The sequence below is a fragment of the Streptomyces sp. NPDC048392 genome (assembly GCF_043200575.1).
Lineage (GTDB): Bacteria > Actinomycetota > Actinomycetes > Streptomycetales > Streptomycetaceae > Streptomyces.
Genome location: NZ_JBICYB010000014.1, coordinates 1 through 19,600 on the forward strand (window position 1 = coordinate 1; position 19,600 = coordinate 19,600).

The 19,600-nt window shown below is 70.2% G+C and carries 29 protein-coding genes and 2 tRNA genes; 30 read left to right on the forward strand and 1 reads right to left on the reverse strand.

Features of this window, described 5'->3' with window-relative positions; all coding sequences use genetic code 11:
- The coding region (locus tag ACGFYH_RS19780; RefSeq protein WP_393804431.1) for a hypothetical protein at nt 1-198 on the reverse strand (198 nt) is incomplete at its 3' end.
- Nucleotides 199-1,166: 968 nt separating this feature from the next.
- Between ACGFYH_RS19780 and ACGFYH_RS19785 the strand changes: the two genes are divergently transcribed.
- The 30 genes from ACGFYH_RS19785 to ACGFYH_RS19930 all read left to right on the forward strand — a co-directional run bounded on the left by ACGFYH_RS19785 (nt 1,167) and on the right by ACGFYH_RS19930 (nt 19,582).
- Nucleotides 1,167-1,538 carry a hypothetical protein gene (locus ACGFYH_RS19785; RefSeq protein ID WP_216586686.1) on the forward strand — a complete coding sequence of 124 codons (372 nt, stop codon included), beginning with the start codon at nt 1,167-1,169 and terminating at the stop codon, nt 1,536-1,538.
- Between the two features lie 68 nt (nt 1,539-1,606).
- The gene (locus ACGFYH_RS19790) at nt 1,607-2,170 is read left to right on the forward strand and encodes a hypothetical protein (protein WP_393804432.1); all 564 of its coding nucleotides are present in this window, start codon (nt 1,607-1,609) and stop codon (nt 2,168-2,170) included.
- Between the two features lie 115 nt (nt 2,171-2,285).
- A complete protein-coding gene (locus ACGFYH_RS19795) occupies nt 2,286-3,461 on the forward strand; it encodes a DUF932 domain-containing protein (RefSeq protein ID WP_393804433.1) in 1,176 nt (391 codons plus the stop codon).
- Nucleotides 3,462-3,717: 256 nt separating this feature from the next.
- The gene (locus tag ACGFYH_RS19800; RefSeq protein ID WP_393804434.1) at nt 3,718-4,206 is read left to right on the forward strand and encodes a hypothetical protein; all 489 of its coding nucleotides are present in this window, start codon (nt 3,718-3,720) and stop codon (nt 4,204-4,206) included.
- Nucleotides 4,199-4,672, forward strand: coding sequence for a hypothetical protein (locus ACGFYH_RS19805; RefSeq protein ID WP_319710352.1), 474 nt, complete (start codon nt 4,199-4,201; stop codon nt 4,670-4,672). The genes ACGFYH_RS19800 and ACGFYH_RS19805 overlap by 8 nt, the downstream gene beginning before the upstream one ends.
- Nucleotides 4,669-4,875, forward strand: a complete 207-nt coding sequence (locus ACGFYH_RS19810) for a hypothetical protein (protein WP_393804435.1) — start codon at nt 4,669-4,671, stop codon at nt 4,873-4,875. The genes ACGFYH_RS19805 and ACGFYH_RS19810 overlap by 4 nt, the downstream gene beginning before the upstream one ends.
- Before the next feature lie 170 nt (nt 4,876-5,045).
- Nucleotides 5,046-5,855: a hypothetical protein gene (locus tag ACGFYH_RS19815; protein WP_393804436.1), complete on the forward strand. Its 810-nt coding sequence runs from the start codon at nt 5,046-5,048 to the stop codon at nt 5,853-5,855.
- 123 nt (nt 5,856-5,978) lie between these two features.
- Entirely contained in the window at nt 5,979-6,764 is a 786-nt protein-coding gene (locus ACGFYH_RS19820; RefSeq protein ID WP_393804437.1) for a hypothetical protein, read from the forward strand.
- 56 nt (nt 6,765-6,820) lie between these two features.
- Nucleotides 6,821-7,156: a hypothetical protein gene (locus ACGFYH_RS19825; protein ID WP_393804438.1), complete on the forward strand. Its 336-nt coding sequence runs from the start codon at nt 6,821-6,823 to the stop codon at nt 7,154-7,156.
- A 31-nt stretch (nt 7,157-7,187) separates the two neighbouring features.
- Complete coding sequence (locus ACGFYH_RS19830; RefSeq protein WP_393804439.1) at nt 7,188-7,559, forward strand: hypothetical protein; 372 nt, start codon at nt 7,188-7,190, stop codon at nt 7,557-7,559.
- A 50-nt stretch (nt 7,560-7,609) separates the two neighbouring features.
- On the forward strand, nt 7,610-8,320 hold the full coding sequence (locus tag ACGFYH_RS19835) for a hypothetical protein (protein WP_393804440.1): 711 nt from the start codon (nt 7,610-7,612) through the stop codon (nt 8,318-8,320).
- A 207-nt stretch (nt 8,321-8,527) separates the two neighbouring features.
- Nucleotides 8,528-9,139, forward strand: a complete 612-nt coding sequence (locus tag ACGFYH_RS19840) for a hypothetical protein (RefSeq protein WP_393804441.1) — start codon at nt 8,528-8,530, stop codon at nt 9,137-9,139.
- 212 nt (nt 9,140-9,351) lie between these two features.
- Nucleotides 9,352-9,425: transfer RNA gene (locus ACGFYH_RS19845), tRNA-Ile, on the forward strand.
- Nucleotides 9,426-9,457: 32 nt separating this feature from the next.
- Nucleotides 9,458-9,889: a hypothetical protein gene (locus ACGFYH_RS19850; protein WP_393804442.1), complete on the forward strand. Its 432-nt coding sequence runs from the start codon at nt 9,458-9,460 to the stop codon at nt 9,887-9,889.
- 36 nt (nt 9,890-9,925) lie between these two features.
- Nucleotides 9,926-9,994, forward strand: a tRNA-OTHER gene (locus tag ACGFYH_RS19855).
- 39 nt (nt 9,995-10,033) lie between these two features.
- Nucleotides 10,034-10,333 (forward strand): hypothetical protein, encoded by a 300-nt coding sequence (locus ACGFYH_RS19860; protein ID WP_393804443.1) that lies wholly within the window; start codon nt 10,034-10,036, stop codon nt 10,331-10,333.
- Between the two features lie 110 nt (nt 10,334-10,443).
- On the forward strand, nt 10,444-10,719 hold the full coding sequence (locus ACGFYH_RS19865; protein ID WP_210549068.1) for a hypothetical protein: 276 nt from the start codon (nt 10,444-10,446) through the stop codon (nt 10,717-10,719).
- 170 nt (nt 10,720-10,889) lie between these two features.
- Nucleotides 10,890-11,756 (forward strand): hypothetical protein, encoded by an 867-nt coding sequence (locus ACGFYH_RS19870; protein ID WP_393804617.1) that lies wholly within the window; start codon nt 10,890-10,892, stop codon nt 11,754-11,756.
- 162 nt (nt 11,757-11,918) lie between these two features.
- Nucleotides 11,919-12,617, forward strand: a complete 699-nt coding sequence (locus tag ACGFYH_RS19875) for a hypothetical protein (protein ID WP_393804444.1) — start codon at nt 11,919-11,921, stop codon at nt 12,615-12,617.
- Between the two features lie 167 nt (nt 12,618-12,784).
- Nucleotides 12,785-13,129, forward strand: a complete 345-nt coding sequence (locus ACGFYH_RS19880; RefSeq protein ID WP_393804445.1) for a hypothetical protein — start codon at nt 12,785-12,787, stop codon at nt 13,127-13,129.
- A gap of 61 nt (nt 13,130-13,190) precedes the next feature.
- Nucleotides 13,191-13,430 carry a hypothetical protein gene (locus ACGFYH_RS19885; protein WP_210549075.1) on the forward strand — a complete coding sequence of 80 codons (240 nt, stop codon included), beginning with the start codon at nt 13,191-13,193 and terminating at the stop codon, nt 13,428-13,430.
- Between the two features lie 59 nt (nt 13,431-13,489).
- The gene (locus tag ACGFYH_RS19890) at nt 13,490-14,050 is read left to right on the forward strand and encodes a hypothetical protein (RefSeq protein WP_393804446.1); all 561 of its coding nucleotides are present in this window, start codon (nt 13,490-13,492) and stop codon (nt 14,048-14,050) included.
- A 285-nt stretch (nt 14,051-14,335) separates the two neighbouring features.
- Nucleotides 14,336-14,827, forward strand: coding sequence for a hypothetical protein (locus ACGFYH_RS19895; protein ID WP_393804447.1), 492 nt, complete (start codon nt 14,336-14,338; stop codon nt 14,825-14,827).
- Between the two features lie 53 nt (nt 14,828-14,880).
- Nucleotides 14,881-15,375: a hypothetical protein gene (locus ACGFYH_RS19900; RefSeq protein ID WP_393804448.1), complete on the forward strand. Its 495-nt coding sequence runs from the start codon at nt 14,881-14,883 to the stop codon at nt 15,373-15,375.
- A 95-nt stretch (nt 15,376-15,470) separates the two neighbouring features.
- Nucleotides 15,471-15,803, forward strand: coding sequence for a hypothetical protein (locus ACGFYH_RS19905; protein WP_393804449.1), 333 nt, complete (start codon nt 15,471-15,473; stop codon nt 15,801-15,803).
- Nucleotides 15,804-15,986: 183 nt separating this feature from the next.
- The gene (locus tag ACGFYH_RS19910; protein WP_393804450.1) at nt 15,987-17,459 is read left to right on the forward strand and encodes a ParB/RepB/Spo0J family partition protein; all 1,473 of its coding nucleotides are present in this window, start codon (nt 15,987-15,989) and stop codon (nt 17,457-17,459) included.
- Nucleotides 17,460-17,540: 81 nt separating this feature from the next.
- Entirely contained in the window at nt 17,541-17,933 is a 393-nt protein-coding gene (locus ACGFYH_RS19915) for a hypothetical protein (RefSeq protein ID WP_393804451.1), read from the forward strand.
- A gap of 98 nt (nt 17,934-18,031) precedes the next feature.
- Complete coding sequence (locus ACGFYH_RS19920) at nt 18,032-18,367, forward strand: hypothetical protein (RefSeq protein ID WP_393804452.1); 336 nt, start codon at nt 18,032-18,034, stop codon at nt 18,365-18,367.
- Nucleotides 18,368-18,528: 161 nt separating this feature from the next.
- Nucleotides 18,529-18,915, forward strand: a complete 387-nt coding sequence (locus ACGFYH_RS19925) for a hypothetical protein (RefSeq protein ID WP_393804453.1) — start codon at nt 18,529-18,531, stop codon at nt 18,913-18,915.
- A 55-nt stretch (nt 18,916-18,970) separates the two neighbouring features.
- Nucleotides 18,971-19,582, forward strand: a complete 612-nt coding sequence (locus ACGFYH_RS19930) for a cell envelope biogenesis protein OmpA (RefSeq protein WP_393804454.1) — start codon at nt 18,971-18,973, stop codon at nt 19,580-19,582.
- The last annotated feature ends 18 nt before the right edge of the window (nt 19,583-19,600 follow it).

The window sequence follows — 19,600 nt, forward strand, 5'->3', positions numbered from 1 at the left end:
CCCGCGGAGCGGGTATTGCAGCGGCAAGCCGCTGCAAAGCGAAAAGCTCCGCTGACGCTCCGCCAAATTCCCGCGCAAGCGCGGGAATTGAATTCCGTAAACGGAATTCAAACCGCAATGCAATTCCCGCAAGCGGGAATTGGAGGCACCCGCGCAAGCGCGGGTGCCGAAGCTGGCAGCAAGGGGCGAGTGCATCACGTGCCGCACTGTGTAGCGATTGGGATTCCAGACCACCACCCCCAGACAGTTGACGAACCATCCAACCCGGACCCTCACGCCCCCGACACGGTGACGGGCTCCGCTACGCTCCACCCGAACCGATTCCCCAACTCCCCCACCCTCTACCGTCACCCTCACCAATACCCTGACAAACCTACGCCCCAACCTACCGCCACCGATGCAGCATGACGAAGCATCAACCCGACACAGCAACCGGCGCGCCCGAGATGCATCATACGCAGGCACTGTGTAGTGATTGGGGGCAGCGCACACCACCCCCAACCCCGCAGAAAAACCACACGCAGAATTCCGAATTACAGGAGTCGAATACCCCGGCCACAGAACAGAACCCCCGAATTCAGAACCCCGGAATACAGCGAACGGAGGCACCGAAGCCGAACGGCCCCCAGGGCCCTGAACGCGAGACACGCCACCCCGCATCCCATTTAGGTTTCTCGGTCCCAGCCTCGAAATCTGCGCCGTGCGCGGTGAATTGAAACTCTATCAATCGCCGTGTGAATTCCGTCTGTCGGTCATCCCCAGCTCAGCCCGAGTCGCCAGCACCAGCGACCCCCCACGGCCCCCAGCGCGCGGAGGCGGAGCCGACGCGCAACAGGAGAGAGCCGCGCCCGATCCCCGATGCCGCCGCGCCGACCACGCCCCGCCCCCACCCCTTCTCTTCTTCTACTTGGGCAGGGAGCAGCGGCCGCAGAGGGGATGTCAGCAGGCGTACCAGGCTGGATTGTTGGGGTGAGCAGGGGTGACGCGGAGACGGCCCAGGAGGCCGCGCAACGTCTAGCGCAACCTCTACCGCAACACCGTGGCGCAACATCTAGCGCAACCCGTAGCGCAACGGGGGTTCCATCCGAGCGGAACACACACTATTATTTGAAATCCTGGGGGAGGCGACCCCCGGGAACCGCAAGGGACCAACGAAGGGGAAGAACGTGGAACTGACGATCACTGACGGGATCGTGCGCGGAGTACGTGGCGCAGACGCACCCATGACCGAGCTTGCAGTTCGGGCCCGCACGATCGCGAACTTCCTGCCGCTGCTGTGCGCGCGAGCAGGGGTGAAGATCGTGCACAACGCAGACCGGACCTACACCGGAATTCGGTTCGAGACCAAGGCCGCCGGTCCGGTCGTGCTGGAAATGCCCACGGGCGAGGAGCCGTACCGTCTCGTTCAGGAATTCATCGACCCGGACAAGTCGGGGCGCATGGAAGTTGAATTGCGGCGATTCCCGCAGATCTACAAGCCCCACGGAATCGCGCTCATCACGGCCGAATTCCTCCGGTCGAACGGGTTCCTGAGGTAATCCGCGCGGGGGCACCCCCGGCCGGGGGTGCCCCCTTCCACCCGGCATCACGAAAGGAGAAGGGCACCATGGAGAACACGCGGATTGCAGGGCAGGCCCGGGAAATCGGAGCGCCGCTCACGGACGCCGAGAAGGAGCAGGCCCGTTACGCGCTGGCCGAGTTGGCGCGCAGCGAGAGGGACCCGGACGCCCAGAGGGTGTCTCCCGAGCAACTGGACGTTGTCCGGTCGTTCTTCGAGTTGGGTTGGGCCATGGGTGTACGCACCGGCCACACGGGCCCGGCCATGGCTGACGTGCCGGTCGATGAGGCGACGGTTGACCGCGCGTTCCTGGGCCTACTGCTGTCTGAGCGGGTGGCGAATCAGCTTGCGCTCTCACTGGCGCGCATCCTTGACCCGCAGGACTCCGGGCCGGTCCTGTGGCAGAAGGTCAGGTATCACGGCAGCGTGACACGGCGTCACGGGGACTACTGGGTGCAGGCGATCAAGGCGGAGGCCGGGCCGGTCGGCGGAGCGCACGAAGTCCGCTACGACCTGTGCGAGGTGATCGGCCGCATTCCGGTGCCCGCCGTCACGAACGTGCGGGGGCAGAGCGTGACGCCGCTCCCCGAGTTCCGCGCGCCGTTGGTCTAAGTGTGCTGGTCAGGGGTGGGTTCACTCACCCCTGAAACACACTATTATTGAAATTGTTCGGGGGGCGGTGGCTCCGCCCCCCGACCCGCAGAGACCAACACGAAGGGGAAACCGCATGACTCAGCAGTTCGCCGAGCGCGCTACGAACGTAGCCCCCACCGGTGCCCGCAACGCCGACGCGTCCGACCTGGTCCGCATCCTGGAGGACGGACAGCGCCGGAAGCTGGACGTCATCGCCCCCGCGTCCGCGCTGCGGATGCGTGAGGGAAACGTGCACGTCGAAGGCGTCGAGTCCCAGCTCACGACCAGCGGTGTGACCGTCGTTGACGGCATCTACCGCCCCACCGTCGTTGCCGACGAGGGGATCTCTGACAAGCTCCGCATCCCGCTGGCCTACCTGCGCCGCATGCGCGCGGAAAACGTCCCGCTGCTGGACGAGAACGTCAACGCGTGGCTCCGTGAGGGCCCGGAGCGCCGTTTCCTGCTCCGCGCGTTCCGGAGCGAGAACGGCCCCGGCATGCCCGGCGAGGGCGTGGCCCGCGCGCTGCTGTCCGACAGCTACAAGCTGATGGACAACCTTGACATGCTGCTGGCCGCCCTGGACGGGGTGGAGAAGTCCGGGCACCCGACCCGCATCACGGGGTGCGACCTCACCGACCGGCGCATGTACGTGCGCGTCGAGTCCGAAGCGGTCGCGATCCAGGCCCGCAACCTGCTGCGCGGCTACCGCTCCCCGTTCGACGGCCGCAGCGGTGACGAACTCCCGATGATCTCCGCAGGGTTCGTCATCACCAACAGCGAGGTTGGCGCGGGGGCGTACACCATCACCCCGCGCGCCGTCATCCAGGTCTGCCGCAACGGCCTGACCCAGACCAAGGACGTCATGCGCGCCGTCCACCTCGGAGGCAAGCAGGACGAGGGCGTTGTGAACTGGTCCGGCCACACCCAGCGCAAGACGCTGGAGCTGATCACCTCCAAGACCACCGACGCCGTGCGCACCTTCCTGTCACGGGAGTACGTCGAGGCCAAGGTGTACGAGATGGAGGCCGCCGCCGGGAAGACGCTGGACGAGCCGACGAAGACCATCGAGCACGTCACCAAGTCGCTCAGCATCGGCACGGAGACGAAGGACCGGATCCTTTCCCACTTCATCCGGGGTGGGCAGATGACGGCCGGGGGCGTGATGCAGGCTGTCACGTCGACCGCGCAGACCCTCACCGACGCCGACCAGGCCGCCGCCCTGGAAGCGCTCGCGGTTCCCGCCCTCACGGCCGCCGCCGCGCACGGCTGACAGACCCCCGTGCGGGCCGGGCAACTCCCCCAGCCCGGCCCGCACGGGCCCGACCGTCCCAGAGCGCGGAGCGCGCGACCCAGCCCCGCAGGGAGCGCGGAGCGCGCCCGCCCGGGCCCTGCCGCGTAGCGGCAGCGCGACGCGTCGGCGGAGCCGCCCGCGCGCCCACAAGAAGCCCGTTGTGCCCAGGGGCGCAGTGCGGCCGGCCTCCGTCGCCCACCGCCCACCGCCCCGCCCCGCCCCGTGAGGAGTCCTCTTGTCTGCACGCCCGGAGATCACCCACCCCGGAGACGACGCCATCGCGGCCGCCATGAACCGCACCCTGACCGCCCTTTCCGCCGTGTTCCAGGCACTCGGAGACGGTGAGCACACGCTGAACCTCGTGGCCGAGCGGACCGACAACGCGTTCGTCACGGGCCGAACCGATCTCTCGATCGGCATGGAGCCGCTGCGCCTGGCCGTCCTGGACGAAGACGAGTTCTGCGCCCTGCGCATGCTGCTGGTGTTCGCGCTGGAGGGCAGCACGATGCGCAGCGCCGTCCTGATCGCCACCACGGCCGCAGAGCCCAACCCCCGCGCGTGCGGCTGGTCCGTGCGTGACGGGTGGCTCCACCCCATGGACACGGACGGCCTCCAGGCCGCCGTCATTCCGTGCCCCGACGTCGCCGCCGTAGAGCGCGAGGTCTACCCCGCCCCCGTTCTCATCCAGCTCCCCGACTCCGACGAGGAGGCCCCGCATGCCTGAACCGGAGCTCCCCCGGCCCGACAACGCCGCCACGGCGTCCGCCATGGGCCGCGCCCTGCACGCGCTGACCGCGTTGTTCCCGGCCATCGGTGAGGGGAGCCACGAGCTGCACATCAACGCCGAGCGCACGGACGGCACGGAGGTGAGCGCCGACCTGTACGTGACCGTCGAGCCGGGATCGTGTCGCGTGGAGCACTCCGCCGAGGAGTACGTGCAGTTCTTCGTACTGCTGACGTTCGCGCTGGAGAACAGCACCGTGCGTGACGCCGTCCTGGTCGCCACGACCGCCGACGCAGGCATACGCACGTGCGGGTGGGAGGTACGGGCCGGATGGCTGCACCCCATGGACACGGCCGAACTCCACAAGGCCGCCACGTCCCTCCCCGCAGACGACGCCGCGCCGCACGTGGTCTGTCACGCCCCCGTCCTGCACCGCCCCCACGGGACCGCCGAGGAGCGCTCATGAGCGACAAGCCCGCCGTCACGCCGGACGGCTACTGCACCAACACCAAGCCGGTTTCCGGCACGATCGAGCAGGTCAACGGCCATGCACTCGGCGGGAAGTTCTTCAAGATGCACGGCCGCCGCTACGCGGACTGTCCCTGTGGCCGCCGCCCCAGCCTGACCGACCGGGGCAACCTCCGCCGACACAAGCCGCCGAAGGAGTAACCCCCGCAGACGCCGTCCACGCCCCTCCCCCGGTACGGGGGCGTGGACGGCCGCCCCGGCCAGCGCGCCACTGGCCGACTGCCGCCCCGCGCCCGCACCCTCCCCTTCGGCGAGTGCGGGGCGGCACGCCCCCTCAGCCCACCCAGTCGAGTCCCGAGGAGTCGCAGCCCATGACCAGTCCGATCCTGACCATCGACACGCCCGCCGGCCCCGTGCGCGCCACCGCCGGCCCCCGCGAGGACGACGCCGTCGTGTTCGAGCTGGGCGGGGCGATGCGCGGCAGCGTGCACGTCACCGGCACCACCGACCCCCACCACTGGGACCAGTTCACCGCCGTCCGCGCCTGTCTCGGCCCCGTGAACGCCTTCAAGACCACCGCCCCCGACGAGGACCTCCCGCGGCTCGCCAGCAGCCGCACCGGCTACCGGGGCAGCCTCACCCTCTACCGCTACGCCAACCGCCCCGCGGAGTCGGTGTATCCGATGAGTTCCGCCGCTGATCACCCGCCGTCGGAGAAGACGGCCGCGGTACTCACCGCCGTCCTGCGCGGCTGCGCCGAGCACGTCGCGCAGCGCGCCGACCTGCCCGCAATCCTGGAGGCCTCACGGCAGCGTGACACCCCCGGCCTGCTGCGCTTCCTCACCTGGTCCGCCTCCCACCACCAGGCCGAAGCCGTCCGCCTGGAGCGCGAGGCCCGTACCGCGCTCCCGGAGCGGAAGGCCGCCGAGGCCGCATGGCGGACCGCCGCACGGTGGCTCTCCTTCTCCCCGGACCCGGTCCTGCTGCTGATGCTGGCCGACCGCCCCGACTCACTGACCCAGAAGATCAGGGGGTTGCAGTGGTGGGCCCCCTACTGCGTCAGCGCGGCCGCCGAGGAGCACGAGCGCGCCCGCCGCGCCCAGGAGGAAGCCGACTCCCTGCGTGCCCAGCAGCGCAGGCGCCCGCGCGGCCGCCGCCCGGCCCTGGTCGGCACCCCCTGACAGACGGAGGAAAGCGCAGGTCAGGGGCGGGTTCACACCATCCCAAAAGACACTATTATTAGAAATGGCAGGGGGGCGTGACAGCCCCCGAACTGATCGAGACCAGGGACTGAGGAGAACATCGTGCCGACCATGCTCGAACAGCTCGCCACTGGGGAGAAGCACGATCCCACGATCCTCCTGCCGAACGTGTGGTACGCCCTGCTGCGTACCGTGGAGACGGTGTGCCCGTGCGGCAATACGACGAGCGTCCGCAACGGCGTCCTGACCACGCACGAGCCGAGGTCGACGTGGGACATGAACGGCACGCGGCGTGCGGTTATCCGTGACGCGTACGGCGTCGGGATCACCTGCCGCTACAGCGGACGGACCGTCACCCTGGCCGCCGCCCTGGAGCGCGACAGCTTTCTGACTCCGGCCGAGCGGCACGTCCGTGATGTCACACAGGGCCGGCTAGAGGCAGGCATCACGGATACGGCTCCCGAGGGCTACGCCCTACCGAAGCCGGTTGCTGTCCTGTTCGCGCTCGCGGAGGCCCACGGCTGGCAGACACAGCAGGCGTGGGCGCCCCTTGACGGGGGTTTCCTCCTGAACCTCCGTGTAGGTCGACCGGCCGACGGGGGGCCGAAAGTGGCAGTACGACCTGCCCTATTTCGTCGCTTCAGGTGTCGCGCGCCGGACCCGGTCCGGGCTGTGCGTCACGCCGGACCGCAGGGGTCAGCACGACACCCCGTCCCTCAAGGCCATCACGGCAGTGATCCGGGCCAACCCGGCTCCGACGGAGAGCTGAGGGAGGCGCGACGGGAGGCAACCTCACAAGGCGGCGGCATCCCCGGCTTCACCAGCCGCGAATGGGCCGCCCGCCTCCTCTACCGCTACCGCAAACCCGAGCCGTCCAGGCGCCGCTGACCGCCCCTCACCACCACCCGTGACCGCAAGGGCACTTGCCCACGGAGGATCCCGAGATGGCACTGACCACCGGCTGGCAGTACGCCCGCACCCTCGACACCGGCGACCGCTACATCACCACCGACCTCGACAACAAACGCCACGAGGACACCGTCTCCACCGTCACCGAGCACCTCGACGACTCCAACTCCGTCCGCCACCAGTACGCCGACCCGGTCGACCACGCGCACTTCACGTACTCGGCCGTCGTGCACGTCACCTACCGGGCGCCCCGCTGCCCCCACGGCCACGACTGGCGGTGGTGCGAGCGCCGCCCGTGCGTCGACTGCGAGTGGCCCGCCGAGATCGACACCGCCTACATGGGCAACGCTCCTGCCTGTACCGCCGCGTGACCACCCGACACCGAAGACAGGAGCCCCGATCATGCGTTGGCTGATGAGCCTCGGTGAGCGCACCCGCCCCGACGCACCGACCTACGCCGAGGACCCCGCCCCCGACCAGGCGCGCGCCCTGGCCCTGGTCGACGACTTCGCCCACCTCTTCACCGTCCTGAAGGAGTGGCACCGGGAGTACGGCGAGGAGCTGACCGCGTGGGCCGTACAGGTCGAGGCCGACAACGTCGAGAACCTCCCCGCGGAACTCATCGAGCAGTGGGAATGGGAGGGCGCCCCTGTCCGCCTCGACATCGAACGGGGCGGCTACGTGAAGGTGTCCGACTACCGCGAGGTGCCCGAGCGCCCCGGCATCAGCGCCCGCACCACCACCGGCCTCCCTCTGTGGACCGCCGCACCCTGACCCGTCCGGCAGGCCGCTCGCGTCGCTCACCCCCCCTGGAAGGAGAAACCGTGTCCGTCGGACGCCACTTCGGCATGGTCATCAGCCGCATGCCCCGCTTGACGTACATGGCAACGGTCCTCGCCTCTGCGGACTGCCGGTTCGTGTGCTCGACCTGCTACACCGACTGCTGGGCCATCCACCGGCTTCACGGCGAGACCGCATGGATGTGCTCGCAGTGCGCCGATCTCAAGGACAACGGTCTGACGCCCGGCCCCCGCAGCTTCCACACCCAGCCGCCCCGTCCGCTCCGGGTGGGTGAGCAGCTGCGCAGCCCTGAGGGAGTGTGGGAGATCACCAGCTCCCAGCGTGTATGGACGTGGGGAGGCCGCCCCCTCCAGCAGCAGGCCTGCGTGTATGTCGTCACCCGTGAAGACGGCCACGAGGAGGAGTGGCGGGGCCACGACATGGCCGACTTCCACCTGATCCCGGCCGAGTTCGAGCACATCACCCGGTCGCGCCGCAACGAGCTGGGCAGCGCGCTCACGGCCGCCGGCCTTTCCTGGGAGAACAACGGACGCCGGGCCACCCCACGGCGTCTGACGTACACCGTCACCGGCCCCCGCGGCTGCCAGTGGTCCATCCGGCCCGTCGCCGGAATCGACTTCGACCCGTGGCAGCCGTCGAATCTGTGGCGGGCCGTCCGTGCCGCCCCGCCCCACCAGAGCCCTGTCATGTCCGCCCGCGCTCTGGCCGACCGCATCCGGGAGAGCCCCGGGTGAGCGGCCAGTTGCGCCCATGGCGCCCGGAGGACTTCGAGGACCGGTGCGAGACGTGCGGCGCACCCCCAGGCCAGCTGTGCCACCCATGGTGCGACACCGGTTACACCGCCGAGGACGCCCGCCGCGATGCCGAGATCCGCGGCCAGGGCGCGCGGAACCCCGCGCCGAGCACACCCCCCAGCCACCCGAAGGAGTGAACAGAGAGCCATGACACGCGAGTTAACCACACAGGAGCAGTTCAACGCGTTCGCCGACGAAGTGGCGCGGGAGCTGGGTACGCACTGCCGTACGGCCGAACTCACCGACTACGAGAGCGGTTTGGGACGGCTCATCGTCGACGGAGACGGCCGCGCCCTGCGCCTGTGCCAGCCCGACGACCGCCACCCTGACCGCTTGAAGATCCACGCCGCACTGCCGGACGAGACCAAGATGATCGCGCCGTCGATCGGGGTCACAGCCCGCAGCGCCCGCCACGTGGCCCGTGAGATCACCCGGCGGCTGTATCCCCTGCACGCCGAGGCCGCGCAGCAGGCCGCCGAAATCGCGGCACGGCAGGAGGCGGAGGAGAGCAGCCGCCGCGCCGTCGCCGAAGCCGTGGCCGGCGCACTCCCCGGGGCCCGGATCGACGAGCAGTATCGGCGCACCCGGATCATCTGGCAGCACGACACCAGGCCGCCCGGCGAGCGCGGCCCCGTCCAGGTCGACAGCGTCACCGTGCTCGTCGGCCCCTCCGGTGAGGGGGTGCAGGCCGAAGCGTCCGGGCGCCCCAGCTCCGTGATTGCCATGCTGGCCGCGTTCGCCCAGGCGTCACAGGAGTAAGAAGCGCAGGTCAGGGGTGGGTTCCCTCTCAACGTGAAGACACTATTATTAGATGTTGAGAGCGGTTGACGCCCCCGGTTCCCGCGCTACCTCCGCAGGCACTCCCCCGACCGACCTGGCAGCCAAGACGGCTCCCCCAGCCAGGCCCCCAGAGCAGGGCCGCGCCCCGCCCGACCAGGCCGAGGGGCGCGGCCCCGATAACCGAACACCAAGGTGCTGTAGCTCAGTTGGTAGAGCGCGGATCTTATAAGTCCTGAGGTCGCGGGTTCGAGTCCCGCCAGCACTACTCCAACACCGTTCCCCATGACTGGAGTTGTGATGACCGACACCGAGGTCACCCCGAAGCCCGAGACGCCCGCAACCGTGGCGGCTGCCGTCCTGGATGCCATCGAGGCGCAGCCCGACGTCTTCCACATGGACCACTGGGCATTTCTTGCCGAGGCCCTGCGACTGGCCCCCGAGGAGGCTCCGGTATGCGGTTCCCTGCTGTGCGCGGCCGGATGGACGGCGCACCTCACCGGCTGGACGCTCGTATCCCTGCCCGAGGAGGAACAGGCAGAGGTCACCGGCACGGACGACGACGGCGACGAGTACGAGACGCTCGCCAGCGTCTACGCGGAGCGAGGCGAGGAGCGCCGCCTGATCTGTGACGTTGCCGCCAAGGCTCTCGGCCTGAGGCCCAGCGAGACGTTCTGGTACGTCGACGAGCCCACCGCCTTGAAGCGGCTGCGCGAGATCGCCGGACGCTGACCCGCCGTCACCCGGCCGTCGCACCGGCGGCCCCAAGCCTGCGTAGCTCAGCGGTAGAGCGGCTCCACTTGTGGGTGGTCAGGGGTTCAAATCCCCTCGCAGGCAGGCACATCGCACCCACCTGACCGCCCATGGGAGCACACGATGGCCGACACCGTCAGCATCCCGGCCGACGTCGCCCACGCGTTCACCGACGCATGGTGCACCACCGTCATCACGTCCGACGTCGCCGCCAGCCTCGGATGCACCGAAGTCGACGCTCTGACCGGCCTGCTCCGCGCCCTCGGTGCCGAGCAGGCCGCCGACGAGTGGACCGACGCCCACGCCCAGGACGACGAACCGAACGACCCTCACTTTCTGGGGACCGTGCCCGTGGATGCCTCACTCGCCGTCGACGGAATGCACTGGAGCCCCGGCCCTGCCGACGCCCACGACGGACGGTGACCCGAGCGGACCGGGCAACCGCAGGTCAGGGGAGGGTTCCCCCTCACACAAAAGACACTATTATTGAAATTGTGAGGCGGAGAGGCCGCCCCTGCGTCAGGAAGGCCCCCATGAAGCGGTGCGAGTGGATGTTCCACACGATCAACGCCGACGGCCAGATGTTCGGGTACAACTACCCGCCCACCGGCATGGGTCCCTCGATCACGGCCGACGAGCCGTGCGCGACGGTCGAGAACGCCTCCGAGCTCACGGGCCACGAGTTCACGCGAGCGGTGAGCTCCATGGTCACCGAGCACTGCGGCGACCCGTACACGCCTGTATTCCAGGGACGCGGCTGGCACGTCGAGATCCGGTCCGGCTATCCGCTGTGGACCACCACCTCATGACGTCCCCGGCGACCGGCCAGCGCAGGCCGCGAGTTCCCGCCGCCCGGCTGGGCACGAGCAGTTCCCTTCAACCCACCCACGAGAAAGGCGCGCACGTGACCCACGCACCCCAGTCCCCCGAGCGCCTGTCGCACGCGGCGGGCAACACGGCGCACACCGACCACCACACCATGCGGCGCGCGCTGCGCCGCGAAGTAGCCGGCACCATCGGCCTGCTCGCCGACGAGCACGATTTCCGCGCCATGCGGCACTACCGCACCTTCGCCTTCGCCGACTTCGAGACCTACCTGAAAGCGTTCGAAGACCTTCTCAGCAGCCGCGCCTCCCAGGGTGCCCCCACCACGGTTGCCCTCTTCGACCCGGAGGAGTACGCCGACTTCTGTGCCGACACCGGCCTCGACCCCGACAGTCCGTCGAGCCGCGCCCGATTCACTGCCCAACTCGCCGCCACGGGCCCGGCCATCCCGTACGACGGCCAGCCCCTGGCCGACCTGATCCCGGCCCTGGTCGACGAAGCCGTCCGGCAGGCCACCTGGGAGTACGCCTCCACGCTCCTGGCCCGGCTCGGGGCCTGCGCCTCCTGTGGCGAGGACATCGGCCGGACGGCCTTCGCCCGGGCATCGGGCCTGCTGGCTCGCATCCTCGACGCGGCCCAGCCGGGCAAGCGGCACCTCGTCTGCAGCGTCTCGGCTGCACCGGAAACCCTGGTCGCCGTTCTCCACGCGGATACGGACCCGGACGGCGCGTGTCAGCTCGACGAGGCCGAGGCCCTCGAGTTCACCACCGTTCTCGCCCTCGGTCTGGCGACCCGGAGTCCCGGCGGGCTGGTCATGCGGAGTTCCGCCCCGAGCTCCCCGGACCGGGTCTACGGCTGGCGGCTGCGCACGGGCGAGTTCGAACCCCTCACCGCAGGCGAGGTCTTCGACGCGTACTGCACGGACGCTGACACCGGCGATCTCGTTTCCCCGGAATCGGACGTCGACTACTGCGTTCCGCCGGACCTCGGACCGGACCTCCCGCCGTCGGCCCACCGCTGAAAGCCCCGGCCGACACCGTAAACCAGCAGGTCAGACGGGGGTTCACACCAACCCAGCTCACACTATTATAGATAGTGAGCCCGGGTCGTCGCCACGCCGACACCACGCCCTCCGGGGCGACGGCCCGCCCCCTCCCCCCGATTCCCACCCCAGGAGTTCGCCGTGCAAGGGAACTTGACGCCGGTCATCGACTGGTACAGCAACAAGGCCTACCAGTGCCCGCAGTGCCACCACGACACGGTCGCGGACCCCTCCCGCTGGGAGGTGTACACCTGCTGCAACTGCGCCACCCGATTCGCCCGCTTCCCCCGCCTGCAACGCTTCCTGCGCCACGTCGGCGTCACCTGCGAGTTCTGCACGGAACGCCACCCCGTGACGGTCGACGGCGAGCCCTTCGGGTTCCTGCGCCGCCGCCACAACGGCATCGGGATGTACACGGAGCACCAGTTCGAGGCGTGGCTGTACGACACGGACGAGTTCGCCGACCACCGCGACGGTGTGAGCTACCGCAGCACCCGCACCAGCCGCGCGGAGGCCATGGCCGACCTCGCCCACTGGCGCAGCATGTTCGGCCCCATCGACGACGACCTCAGCCCAGTCTTCGCCGTCGTCGGCGACGAGCAGTTCGATAAGTACGGACCGGAGGTAACCGGGGAGCCGCGCGACGCGCTGCTCGACGGCACGCTGGAGGTCTACGGCGTCGGAGCCCTGCGCGCCTTTACCCCGCCGCACCCCCGGCGCGGGCAGTTCTACGCCGACACCGACACCTTCACCTGGGGCCTGATCGCCCCGTCGGGCCTGGAGGGCATCTACACCAGCGCGGCACCGAAGTCCCTGGCCGCGCACGCCCCGCAGCTCTGACGTACCGCGCACGGGCTCGCCCGATTCCCCGTTTGTGCAGGTCAGGGGTGGGTTTACACACCCCTGACTTACACTATTATTAATAGTGAGCCGGAGGCCACCGTCGCCTCCCCCGCTTCTTTCACCAGGTGACGACCCCCTTCCCCCTTCCAGCCCCAGGAGTTGCCATGCTTCGAACGCTGCGCCGCGCCCTGCGACCGGCACGCATCCGCATTCCCGGCCGCCGGTTCGCCGCCGGAATCGCGGAACTGCCGCCCACCGCGCGCGAAGCGCTGGGCATCGACGTCACGGCCGGGGAGGCCATCGCCTACAACCGCGTCCGTGTCGCCACCGCGACCGCCGTCGCCCTCTACCGCAGCGGATACACGCTGCCGATGACCGACGACGACCTGGACGACGCGGTGCTCGCCCTGGACTTCCCCTACTCGGTGCCGAGCGCGGAGACCCGCGCGTCCATCCGTGCCGCGCTCGCCGTCCTGGACGCCGACTACACCGTCACCGTCACCCGCTGACCACCCATCCACCCCGCCTGTGGGCCGCCCGCCCGGGCGGCCCACAGGGAAGGAGGCCACGGTGTTTCTCGTCGTACCCGACCCCGCCCACGGACTCGTCGCCGCCCCCGAGTCCTCTGACGACCTCACGCCCGTCACCGAACAGTCCCTTGCCGCCCAGGGGTTCGCCTGGAACAGCGAGATCGAGGCGTACACCCGCCAGGCCGACCACGACCCCGCGGCCGTGGACGGCACCGCCGGCATGCTGCGCGAGCTGGGCCACTACGTCTTCTCCGCATACAGGCCGCTGCCCAGGAGGTGACCGCCGCCCGGCCGGCCTCGAGCGCCACCTCCCGCCCCTTGCGCAGATGGAGTTCCGCCATGCCCCGACGCCGCACCCAGCCGCAACGGCCCGACCGGTACGCCGCCGCCGAGCACGACGGACGCCACCAGGTCGTGGACCAGCTCCACGGGTACACCCTCGGCAGCCATCCCACCGCCACGGCCGCCGAGGACGCGGTACGCGAGCTGACCGCCAACCCGACGGCCGCGATCGAGGCCGTCGAGGATCTCGACGCCGCCCAGACGGGCCCGGCCGCCACCGAGCGCCGGATCCTGCGCCGGTACGGGTACGCCTGGAGCCTGCGCCAGGACGAAATGCTGTCCCTGCGCGGCGAGTTCAGCCAAGACCGGCTGGAGACCCTGATCACCGGCGGACATCTGGCCATGGTGTTCAGCCCGGCCGGTCAGCCGTACTACACCACGCCCGAGCGGTACACCCAGCTGTCGCCCCGCTGGATACGCGACGGCAGCGAGTCCTTCCCCGCCGCCGACGTCGCCCGCCTCGAACGCCCCCGCCCCGCCCCGCCCTGGAGCTGCTGCCCGCGCGCAAGCGCTACGAGCCGTGCGAGCTGCACGGGATCACGCTGTGGCGGTGCCTGATCTGCGGGCCGCGCGAGCGCTTCGAGTGCCAGTGGGGCGAGTGCACCGCCAACCGCGTCACGGCCTACTGCGAACGCTGCGTACGCATGGACCCCCGGCGCACCTTCCCGCTACCGCCCCGCCGAGAGCACGACTGGCCGTAAAACCGCAGGTCAGGGGTGGGTTCACCTCACCCCGAAAGACACTATTATTGATGTTGTTGGTCCTGCGGAACACCCCGTACGGCGGGGCCACCACCCCGCCGTACGGACCCCCTCGCCGCCACGCCACGGAAGGACACCGGCGATGAAACACGAGGAACTGGCCGCGCTGCTGGCCGAGCCGACCACGCCCCTGATGCGCGCCGCGCTCCGCGATCTTCCGCCCAAGACCCTGGACACGCTGGCCACCGTCGCCGACCAGGCGGCGGAGCAGGGATGGCGGCAGGTTGTCGCCGCCCGCGTCCGGGCCTTCGCCGACGAGCAGCCGGGCGACGGACCGCAGGCCGTGGCCGCATACTTCACGACGACGGAGCAGCGCACGGGCAGCGGGATGTTTGTGGGCTGGAGCCCGTTCATCGCGGCTCTCACGCCCACCGAGGATGTGCCGGACCTCAGGCACACCGAGACCACGGCGCGCATGGTGCCGGTCGGCGAAGCAGCGGAGGCCGAGGAGGACTTCGCGGACCCGAAGCTGTCCGAAGCGCTCCACCGGCTCGCGGCACTCGACCCGCCCGCGCACGCTGACGTCCTGCGCGTCCACCTGCCGACCTCCCGCGTCACCCGCATGACGCCCTGACCGCCCATGCCTGCGGTCGCCCCGGCCCCGGGGCGACCGCGCGGAGGTGCACCGTGCCCGTTCCGATCCTCTGCCATGTCTGCCGCAGCGGCCGCTACCAGCCCCAGAGTCCTGGCACCTACCGCTGCCGCTCCTGCGGCAGCCCGGCGACGGAGTCGACGTTCCCCGTCCAGAGCGACGAACGGCTCGTCGTGCTCGCGGGAGTACTCCAGATCCTCTCCGTGCCCCACGGCCACCAGGTGATCACCCCCGACCGGCGCTGCTACGCCCCGCATCTGGGAGCCAGCCTGAGCCTCGCGCTGCGGGTCAACCGGACACACCCGGTGTTCCGGCAGGCCGAGGACGTCGGCACCGCCGAGGACCTGCTGTCCGTCCTGGACGCCGACGAGCGGGGCCCTTGGGTGCTGTCTCCTGCGCAACTGGGGGTTCTCACCCGGGCCATGGACGTCCGCAACGCGCTGCTGCCGTCGGCGGCGAGGCAGTACCCGGACTTCGACGCGGAGATCCGGGCCGCCCGCACGCGCAGCCGGCACCCGCGCGCCACGTGAGCGCCACGACGCCCCGAGCGCTGCCACCGTGCCCGTCCGCTCCGGCCGGCCGCGCCCGCACGCCGAACCGGCCCCCGAGCCAGAGAGGTTGAACCATGTCCGTGTCCCACTCCGTCTACGCCGTCTACGGCGTCGTGGTCGCGCCGCCCCGGCAGCAGGAAGCGCTGGACGAGTCGCTGCGAGCCCAGGCACACCGCCCGGCCAGCGGGAACTCTGCCGACGCGCGCGTGCAGTTGTTCACGGTCGGCGACGACGAGCACATCGTTCTCGGAGCGGGCTACGAGCAGCTCGGACCCAACACGTACCGGGCAGTTCCCTCTCTCCCGGTCAGCGCCGGGTGGGACGACGCCCTGCTTGAGCAGGTGGGGAACCTGGGGCTCACGGTCTTGTCCGGTCCGTGCTGGCACGTCGTGCACGACCTGAGCTGACGCCGGGACTCGTCGGCCGAGACCGCCGTGCGGAGCACCTCAGACCCCCACAAGAAGCCACGTTTTCGCAGGTCAGAGGGTATCTAGCCCTCCCCCAAAATCACACTATTATTATATTTGAAGCGAGGGGGCGACACCCCAACCGCCCCAATTCGCCGAACAGGCAAGGAGAAGGAGAGCCCCATGGCCACCGCCGTCTCGACCCAGCCCACCGAACCCGTCACGCACGAGGAGGAAGACGCGCCGCAGATCGTCCTGCTCGACCCGGCGCAGGTGGTGCGTGACGAGCAGAACGCCCGCGAAACCGACACCGAACCGGACGAGGAGCTGATCGCCTCCGTCAAGGAGATCGGTGTCGAGGAGACCATCAGTGTCCGGCCCCGGCCCGACGGCACGTACGGCGCATTCAAGGGCTGGCGGCGCGCGCAGGCACAGAAGATCGCCAACGACACCGCCGAACAGGACGGCCGCCCGGTGCGCAGGATCAAGGCACACGTGCGGGAAGACCTGGTCGGCCGTGACGGCTGGACCCGGTTCCTGTCCCTGGTCGAGAACAAGCACCGCGAGGGGATGAGCGAGCGCGACATCCTGAAGTCGCAGGAGCTGTCCCTGATCGACATGAGCGACGTCGAACGACGCCAGGCCACCAGGGCTCTCGGCGTCAGCCGCAACGCGGCCAAGCATGCCAAGACGGCGCAGAAGCTCGACGACGCCACCCTTCGCCGGGCAACGGCCGGAGGAATGGACCTGGAGCAGACCGCCCAGCTCGCCGAGGTCGAGCACGTGCCCGGCGCGGAGCGCCGTCTGCTGCGAGCGCTGGGGCGCGACCACGAGGAGGGCAACGGCGGGCGCGGCCACTGGGACCAGGAGATGGCGCTGCTCAAGGCCGAGCAGGCCGACGACGACGCCCGGACCAAGGCCGAGGAAGACCTCAAGAAGGCGGACATCCCGCTGCTGGGGCAGCCGAGCTGGGGGCAGAAGGACACGTCCAAGCCGCTGGCCGAGCTGACCACCGGGCTGGGCAATCCGCTCACCGAGGACAACCACAAGAACTGCCCCGGCCACAGTGCCCGGCTCGACGACGAGCACCAGCCCGTGTGGCACTGCTCCGACCCGGCCGCGCACGGTCACAAGGTCCGCCCGCAGCCGAAGAAGCCCAGGACGGAGCAGGACGAGCAGCGGGCGGAGGAGCGCCGCAAGGTCATCGCCTGCAACCGGGCGTGGAAGGCCGCCGCAGGTCCCCGTCAGGACTTCGTCGCCCGGCTCGTGCGCCAGAAGACCCTTCCGGATGCGGCCCGCGTCTTCGCGCAGGAGATCGTGCTCACCGTCCCGTACTTCTACAGCTCCTGGACCGACAAGCACGAGTCCGAGACCGTCGCCCGCTTCCTGGGCATCAAGGAGCCCGAGCACGCGGACCTGACGGAGACAGCAGCGCAGCTGCCCAAGGCGCGCGTCGTCAACGCGCTGTTCGCGCACGTCGCCGCTGCCTGCGAGCACGACATCCGCGAGCCCAAGACGTGGTCGAACCTCAACGTGCGGCAGGCCCGCTACCTGCTGCTCCTCGAAGCGCTCGGTCAGGACGACAACGGCAGCTACCGGCTGTCCGAGGTCGAGGACGAGGCGGTCGCCCGCCACCGGCCGGACACCGCCGCCTGACCGAACCTCCCCGCAAGCCCCGGCCGGGCACGCCCGTGCCCGGCCGGTTCCCCACCCCGCGTCACAGAGAGGCGACCCAGCATGACCGTCACCATGGACGAAGTCCTAGACTTCATCGGCCAACTGCCGGACGCAATCAAGGTCTCGAAGGTCCAGGAGGCGTCCGCGCGGCGGCTCCGCGCGATCGACAAGGAAGCGTTCGCCGGACTCGTGGCGGGACGCAAGGCCCGCATCAACGAGTCGCTGCGCCCTGCCCTGCTGCGCGGTCTCACCGGCACCGTGCAGGAGCGCAACCGCACCGGCAGCCGCGCGGGCTTCCTGCTGGACGAAGAGTCCACCCGCATCCTGCGCCGCGACCCGCGCAACGGCCTGCCGGGCAAGCCCAAGTACCGCATCCCCGAGGACGTGACGCGCTTCCGGATCCCGGGCAGCGGTATCCCCGTCTCCTGCCTGGACGAGATCGAGGACGACTGACGGGCCCGCACGGCGCCGCCCCGGCAACGGGGCGGCGCCCGCACCCCGCCGATCAACCGGCCGGGCCTCCCAGTCCGGCCCGCACGTGAAAGGCCGTCATGACCGACCAGCAGCAGGCCCCGTCCCCCGACCCGGACGGCGAGGCCCCCGACCGCCCCCTGACCCTCGCGGTGCTGCGCCATCTGGTCCGCGAGGACTGGAAGGGCTTGCCCGGAGACACGCTCGTCGTGCTGTCCCGGGACGCCTCGGGCAACTTCTTCTCGCCGTTCTCCACCTACAGCCACTCGCGGTACGCGCCGACCCTCAGCGAGCTCGTCGGCGACATCTTCCCGCTGCCGGAGGAGCTCAAGGCGGACCAGTCCTTGCGCGAGCTGTACGGGGACCGCATCCCCGACACCGCCCTCCCCGCGCTGGTGCTCTACCCGCTCGGCTGAGCGAACGCCTGCGGGCGGGGCGCCCCCGTCGGCCGCCCCGCCCGCGGGCCGTCAACTCCCCCTTTCCCGAGGCCTCTTCCTGGCCACGGTCCTCACGAAAGCGACGTGTCACCGCCATGTCCGCCCCACCACAAGCCCCCCGGGAAGGACCGCAGGCCCCGGTGCTGGTGATCAGCGACAGCACCGACGACGATCCGGTCGGCCTGCGGACGAGCCCGGTCCCCCGCCTGCACATGCCATCGCCGTTGTTCAGCGCCGAGGAGTACCAGCGCGCTCCGCTCGTGCTCCTGGACGACCGCAGCTACACCGACTTCACGCTCCGCCACGTGCCGCACCGCCGGGGACTGATCGTCGTCCTGGTCGACCCCGACGACGGCACCATCTACCCCCGGGCCGCCGCCATCGGCGCGGAGGCTGTCATCCGGGCCGGAGACAACCTCAGCTGGCTGCACCTGCGCCTGCACGACGCGACCGGCTGCCGCTACGCCCACTGGGAAGCGCTCCTGGCCGGCGGCCCCGCCGACCCTCCCCCACCGGCCAGCAGCTGACATCCGGCAGACGAGCCCCCGTGGCACGCCCCCGCGATCCGAAGGAACTCACCCCATGCACGCGATCCCCCAACGCTGTGCCCACCGGCCGCTGTCGGGCGGGCTGGTGGTGCCGTACGTGACCCTGATCCACGACGGTCACGCCGCCTTCGGCGTCCTCGACGCCGACAAAACCATCAACGCCTTCCGGCGACGCCTGTGCCAGATCTGCGAACACCCGCTGGACGAACGCTGCTTCCTGCTCGTCCGCCCCGCCGACGTCGTCAAAGGCTGCTCCCCGGAACCGGCGCTGCACCCCGAGTGCCTGCCGTACACCGCCGACCACTGCCCGATGCTGAACGGCAGCCGCACGCACTACCGCCGCAGCCCGGTCCTGGTCAGCCACCCGGCCGGACGGCCCTGCACCGATCCGTCCTGCCTCTGCCTGTCCCGCACGACGGACGAGGGGCACGCCGCCCGCAGCGGCAGCCCCGCCGACCGGTACGAGGCCTGGATGATCCACACCTGGAACTACCAGCTGGTCTCGCTGCCCGACCGGCCCGACGTGCCCTCCGGCATCAGCCTCGACGCCCCCGTCCTGCGCAAACGCGTACTGCGCACCGCGACCCTCAGCCCGGATGCGCAACACCTGATGGACCTCTGGAACGCCCTGATGGGCGGGGCCTGACCGCCCGTTCCGCACGGA

Excerpts from the sequence above, each read along its gene's own strand:
- ACGFYH_RS19850 (WP_393804442.1), top strand. The coding sequence starts at position 9,458 with ATGACCGACACCGAGGTCACCCCGAAGCCCGAGACGCCCGCAACCGTG.
- ACGFYH_RS19890 (WP_393804446.1), top strand. The coding sequence starts at position 13,490 with ATGCCCCGACGCCGCACCCAGCCGCAACGGCCCGACCGGTACGCCGCC.
- ACGFYH_RS19860 (WP_393804443.1), top strand. The coding sequence starts at position 10,034 with ATGGCCGACACCGTCAGCATCCCGGCCGACGTCGCCCACGCGTTCACC.
- ACGFYH_RS19825 (WP_393804438.1), top strand. The coding sequence starts at position 6,821 with ATGGCACTGACCACCGGCTGGCAGTACGCCCGCACCCTCGACACCGGC.
- ACGFYH_RS19830 (WP_393804439.1), top strand. The coding sequence starts at position 7,188 with ATGCGTTGGCTGATGAGCCTCGGTGAGCGCACCCGCCCCGACGCACCG.
- ACGFYH_RS19905 (WP_393804449.1), top strand. The coding sequence starts at position 15,471 with ATGTCCGTGTCCCACTCCGTCTACGCCGTCTACGGCGTCGTGGTCGCG.
- ACGFYH_RS19910 (WP_393804450.1), top strand. The coding sequence starts at position 15,987 with ATGGCCACCGCCGTCTCGACCCAGCCCACCGAACCCGTCACGCACGAG.
- ACGFYH_RS19915 (WP_393804451.1), top strand. The coding sequence starts at position 17,541 with ATGACCGTCACCATGGACGAAGTCCTAGACTTCATCGGCCAACTGCCG.
- ACGFYH_RS19805 (WP_319710352.1), top strand. The coding sequence starts at position 4,199 with ATGCCTGAACCGGAGCTCCCCCGGCCCGACAACGCCGCCACGGCGTCC.
- ACGFYH_RS19930 (WP_393804454.1), top strand. The coding sequence starts at position 18,971 with ATGCACGCGATCCCCCAACGCTGTGCCCACCGGCCGCTGTCGGGCGGG.
- ACGFYH_RS19840 (WP_393804441.1), top strand. The coding sequence starts at position 8,528 with ATGACACGCGAGTTAACCACACAGGAGCAGTTCAACGCGTTCGCCGAC.
- ACGFYH_RS19880 (WP_393804445.1), top strand. The coding sequence starts at position 12,785 with ATGCTTCGAACGCTGCGCCGCGCCCTGCGACCGGCACGCATCCGCATT.
- ACGFYH_RS19810 (WP_393804435.1), top strand. The coding sequence starts at position 4,669 with ATGAGCGACAAGCCCGCCGTCACGCCGGACGGCTACTGCACCAACACC.
- ACGFYH_RS19865 (WP_210549068.1), top strand. The coding sequence starts at position 10,444 with ATGAAGCGGTGCGAGTGGATGTTCCACACGATCAACGCCGACGGCCAG.
- ACGFYH_RS19895 (WP_393804447.1), top strand. The coding sequence starts at position 14,336 with ATGAAACACGAGGAACTGGCCGCGCTGCTGGCCGAGCCGACCACGCCC.
- ACGFYH_RS19795 (WP_393804433.1), top strand. The coding sequence starts at position 2,286 with ATGACTCAGCAGTTCGCCGAGCGCGCTACGAACGTAGCCCCCACCGGT.
- ACGFYH_RS19870 (WP_393804617.1), top strand. The coding sequence starts at position 10,890 with ATGCGGCGCGCGCTGCGCCGCGAAGTAGCCGGCACCATCGGCCTGCTC.
- ACGFYH_RS19920 (WP_393804452.1), top strand. The coding sequence starts at position 18,032 with ATGACCGACCAGCAGCAGGCCCCGTCCCCCGACCCGGACGGCGAGGCC.
- ACGFYH_RS19815 (WP_393804436.1), top strand. The coding sequence starts at position 5,046 with ATGACCAGTCCGATCCTGACCATCGACACGCCCGCCGGCCCCGTGCGC.
- ACGFYH_RS19790 (WP_393804432.1), top strand. The coding sequence starts at position 1,607 with ATGGAGAACACGCGGATTGCAGGGCAGGCCCGGGAAATCGGAGCGCCG.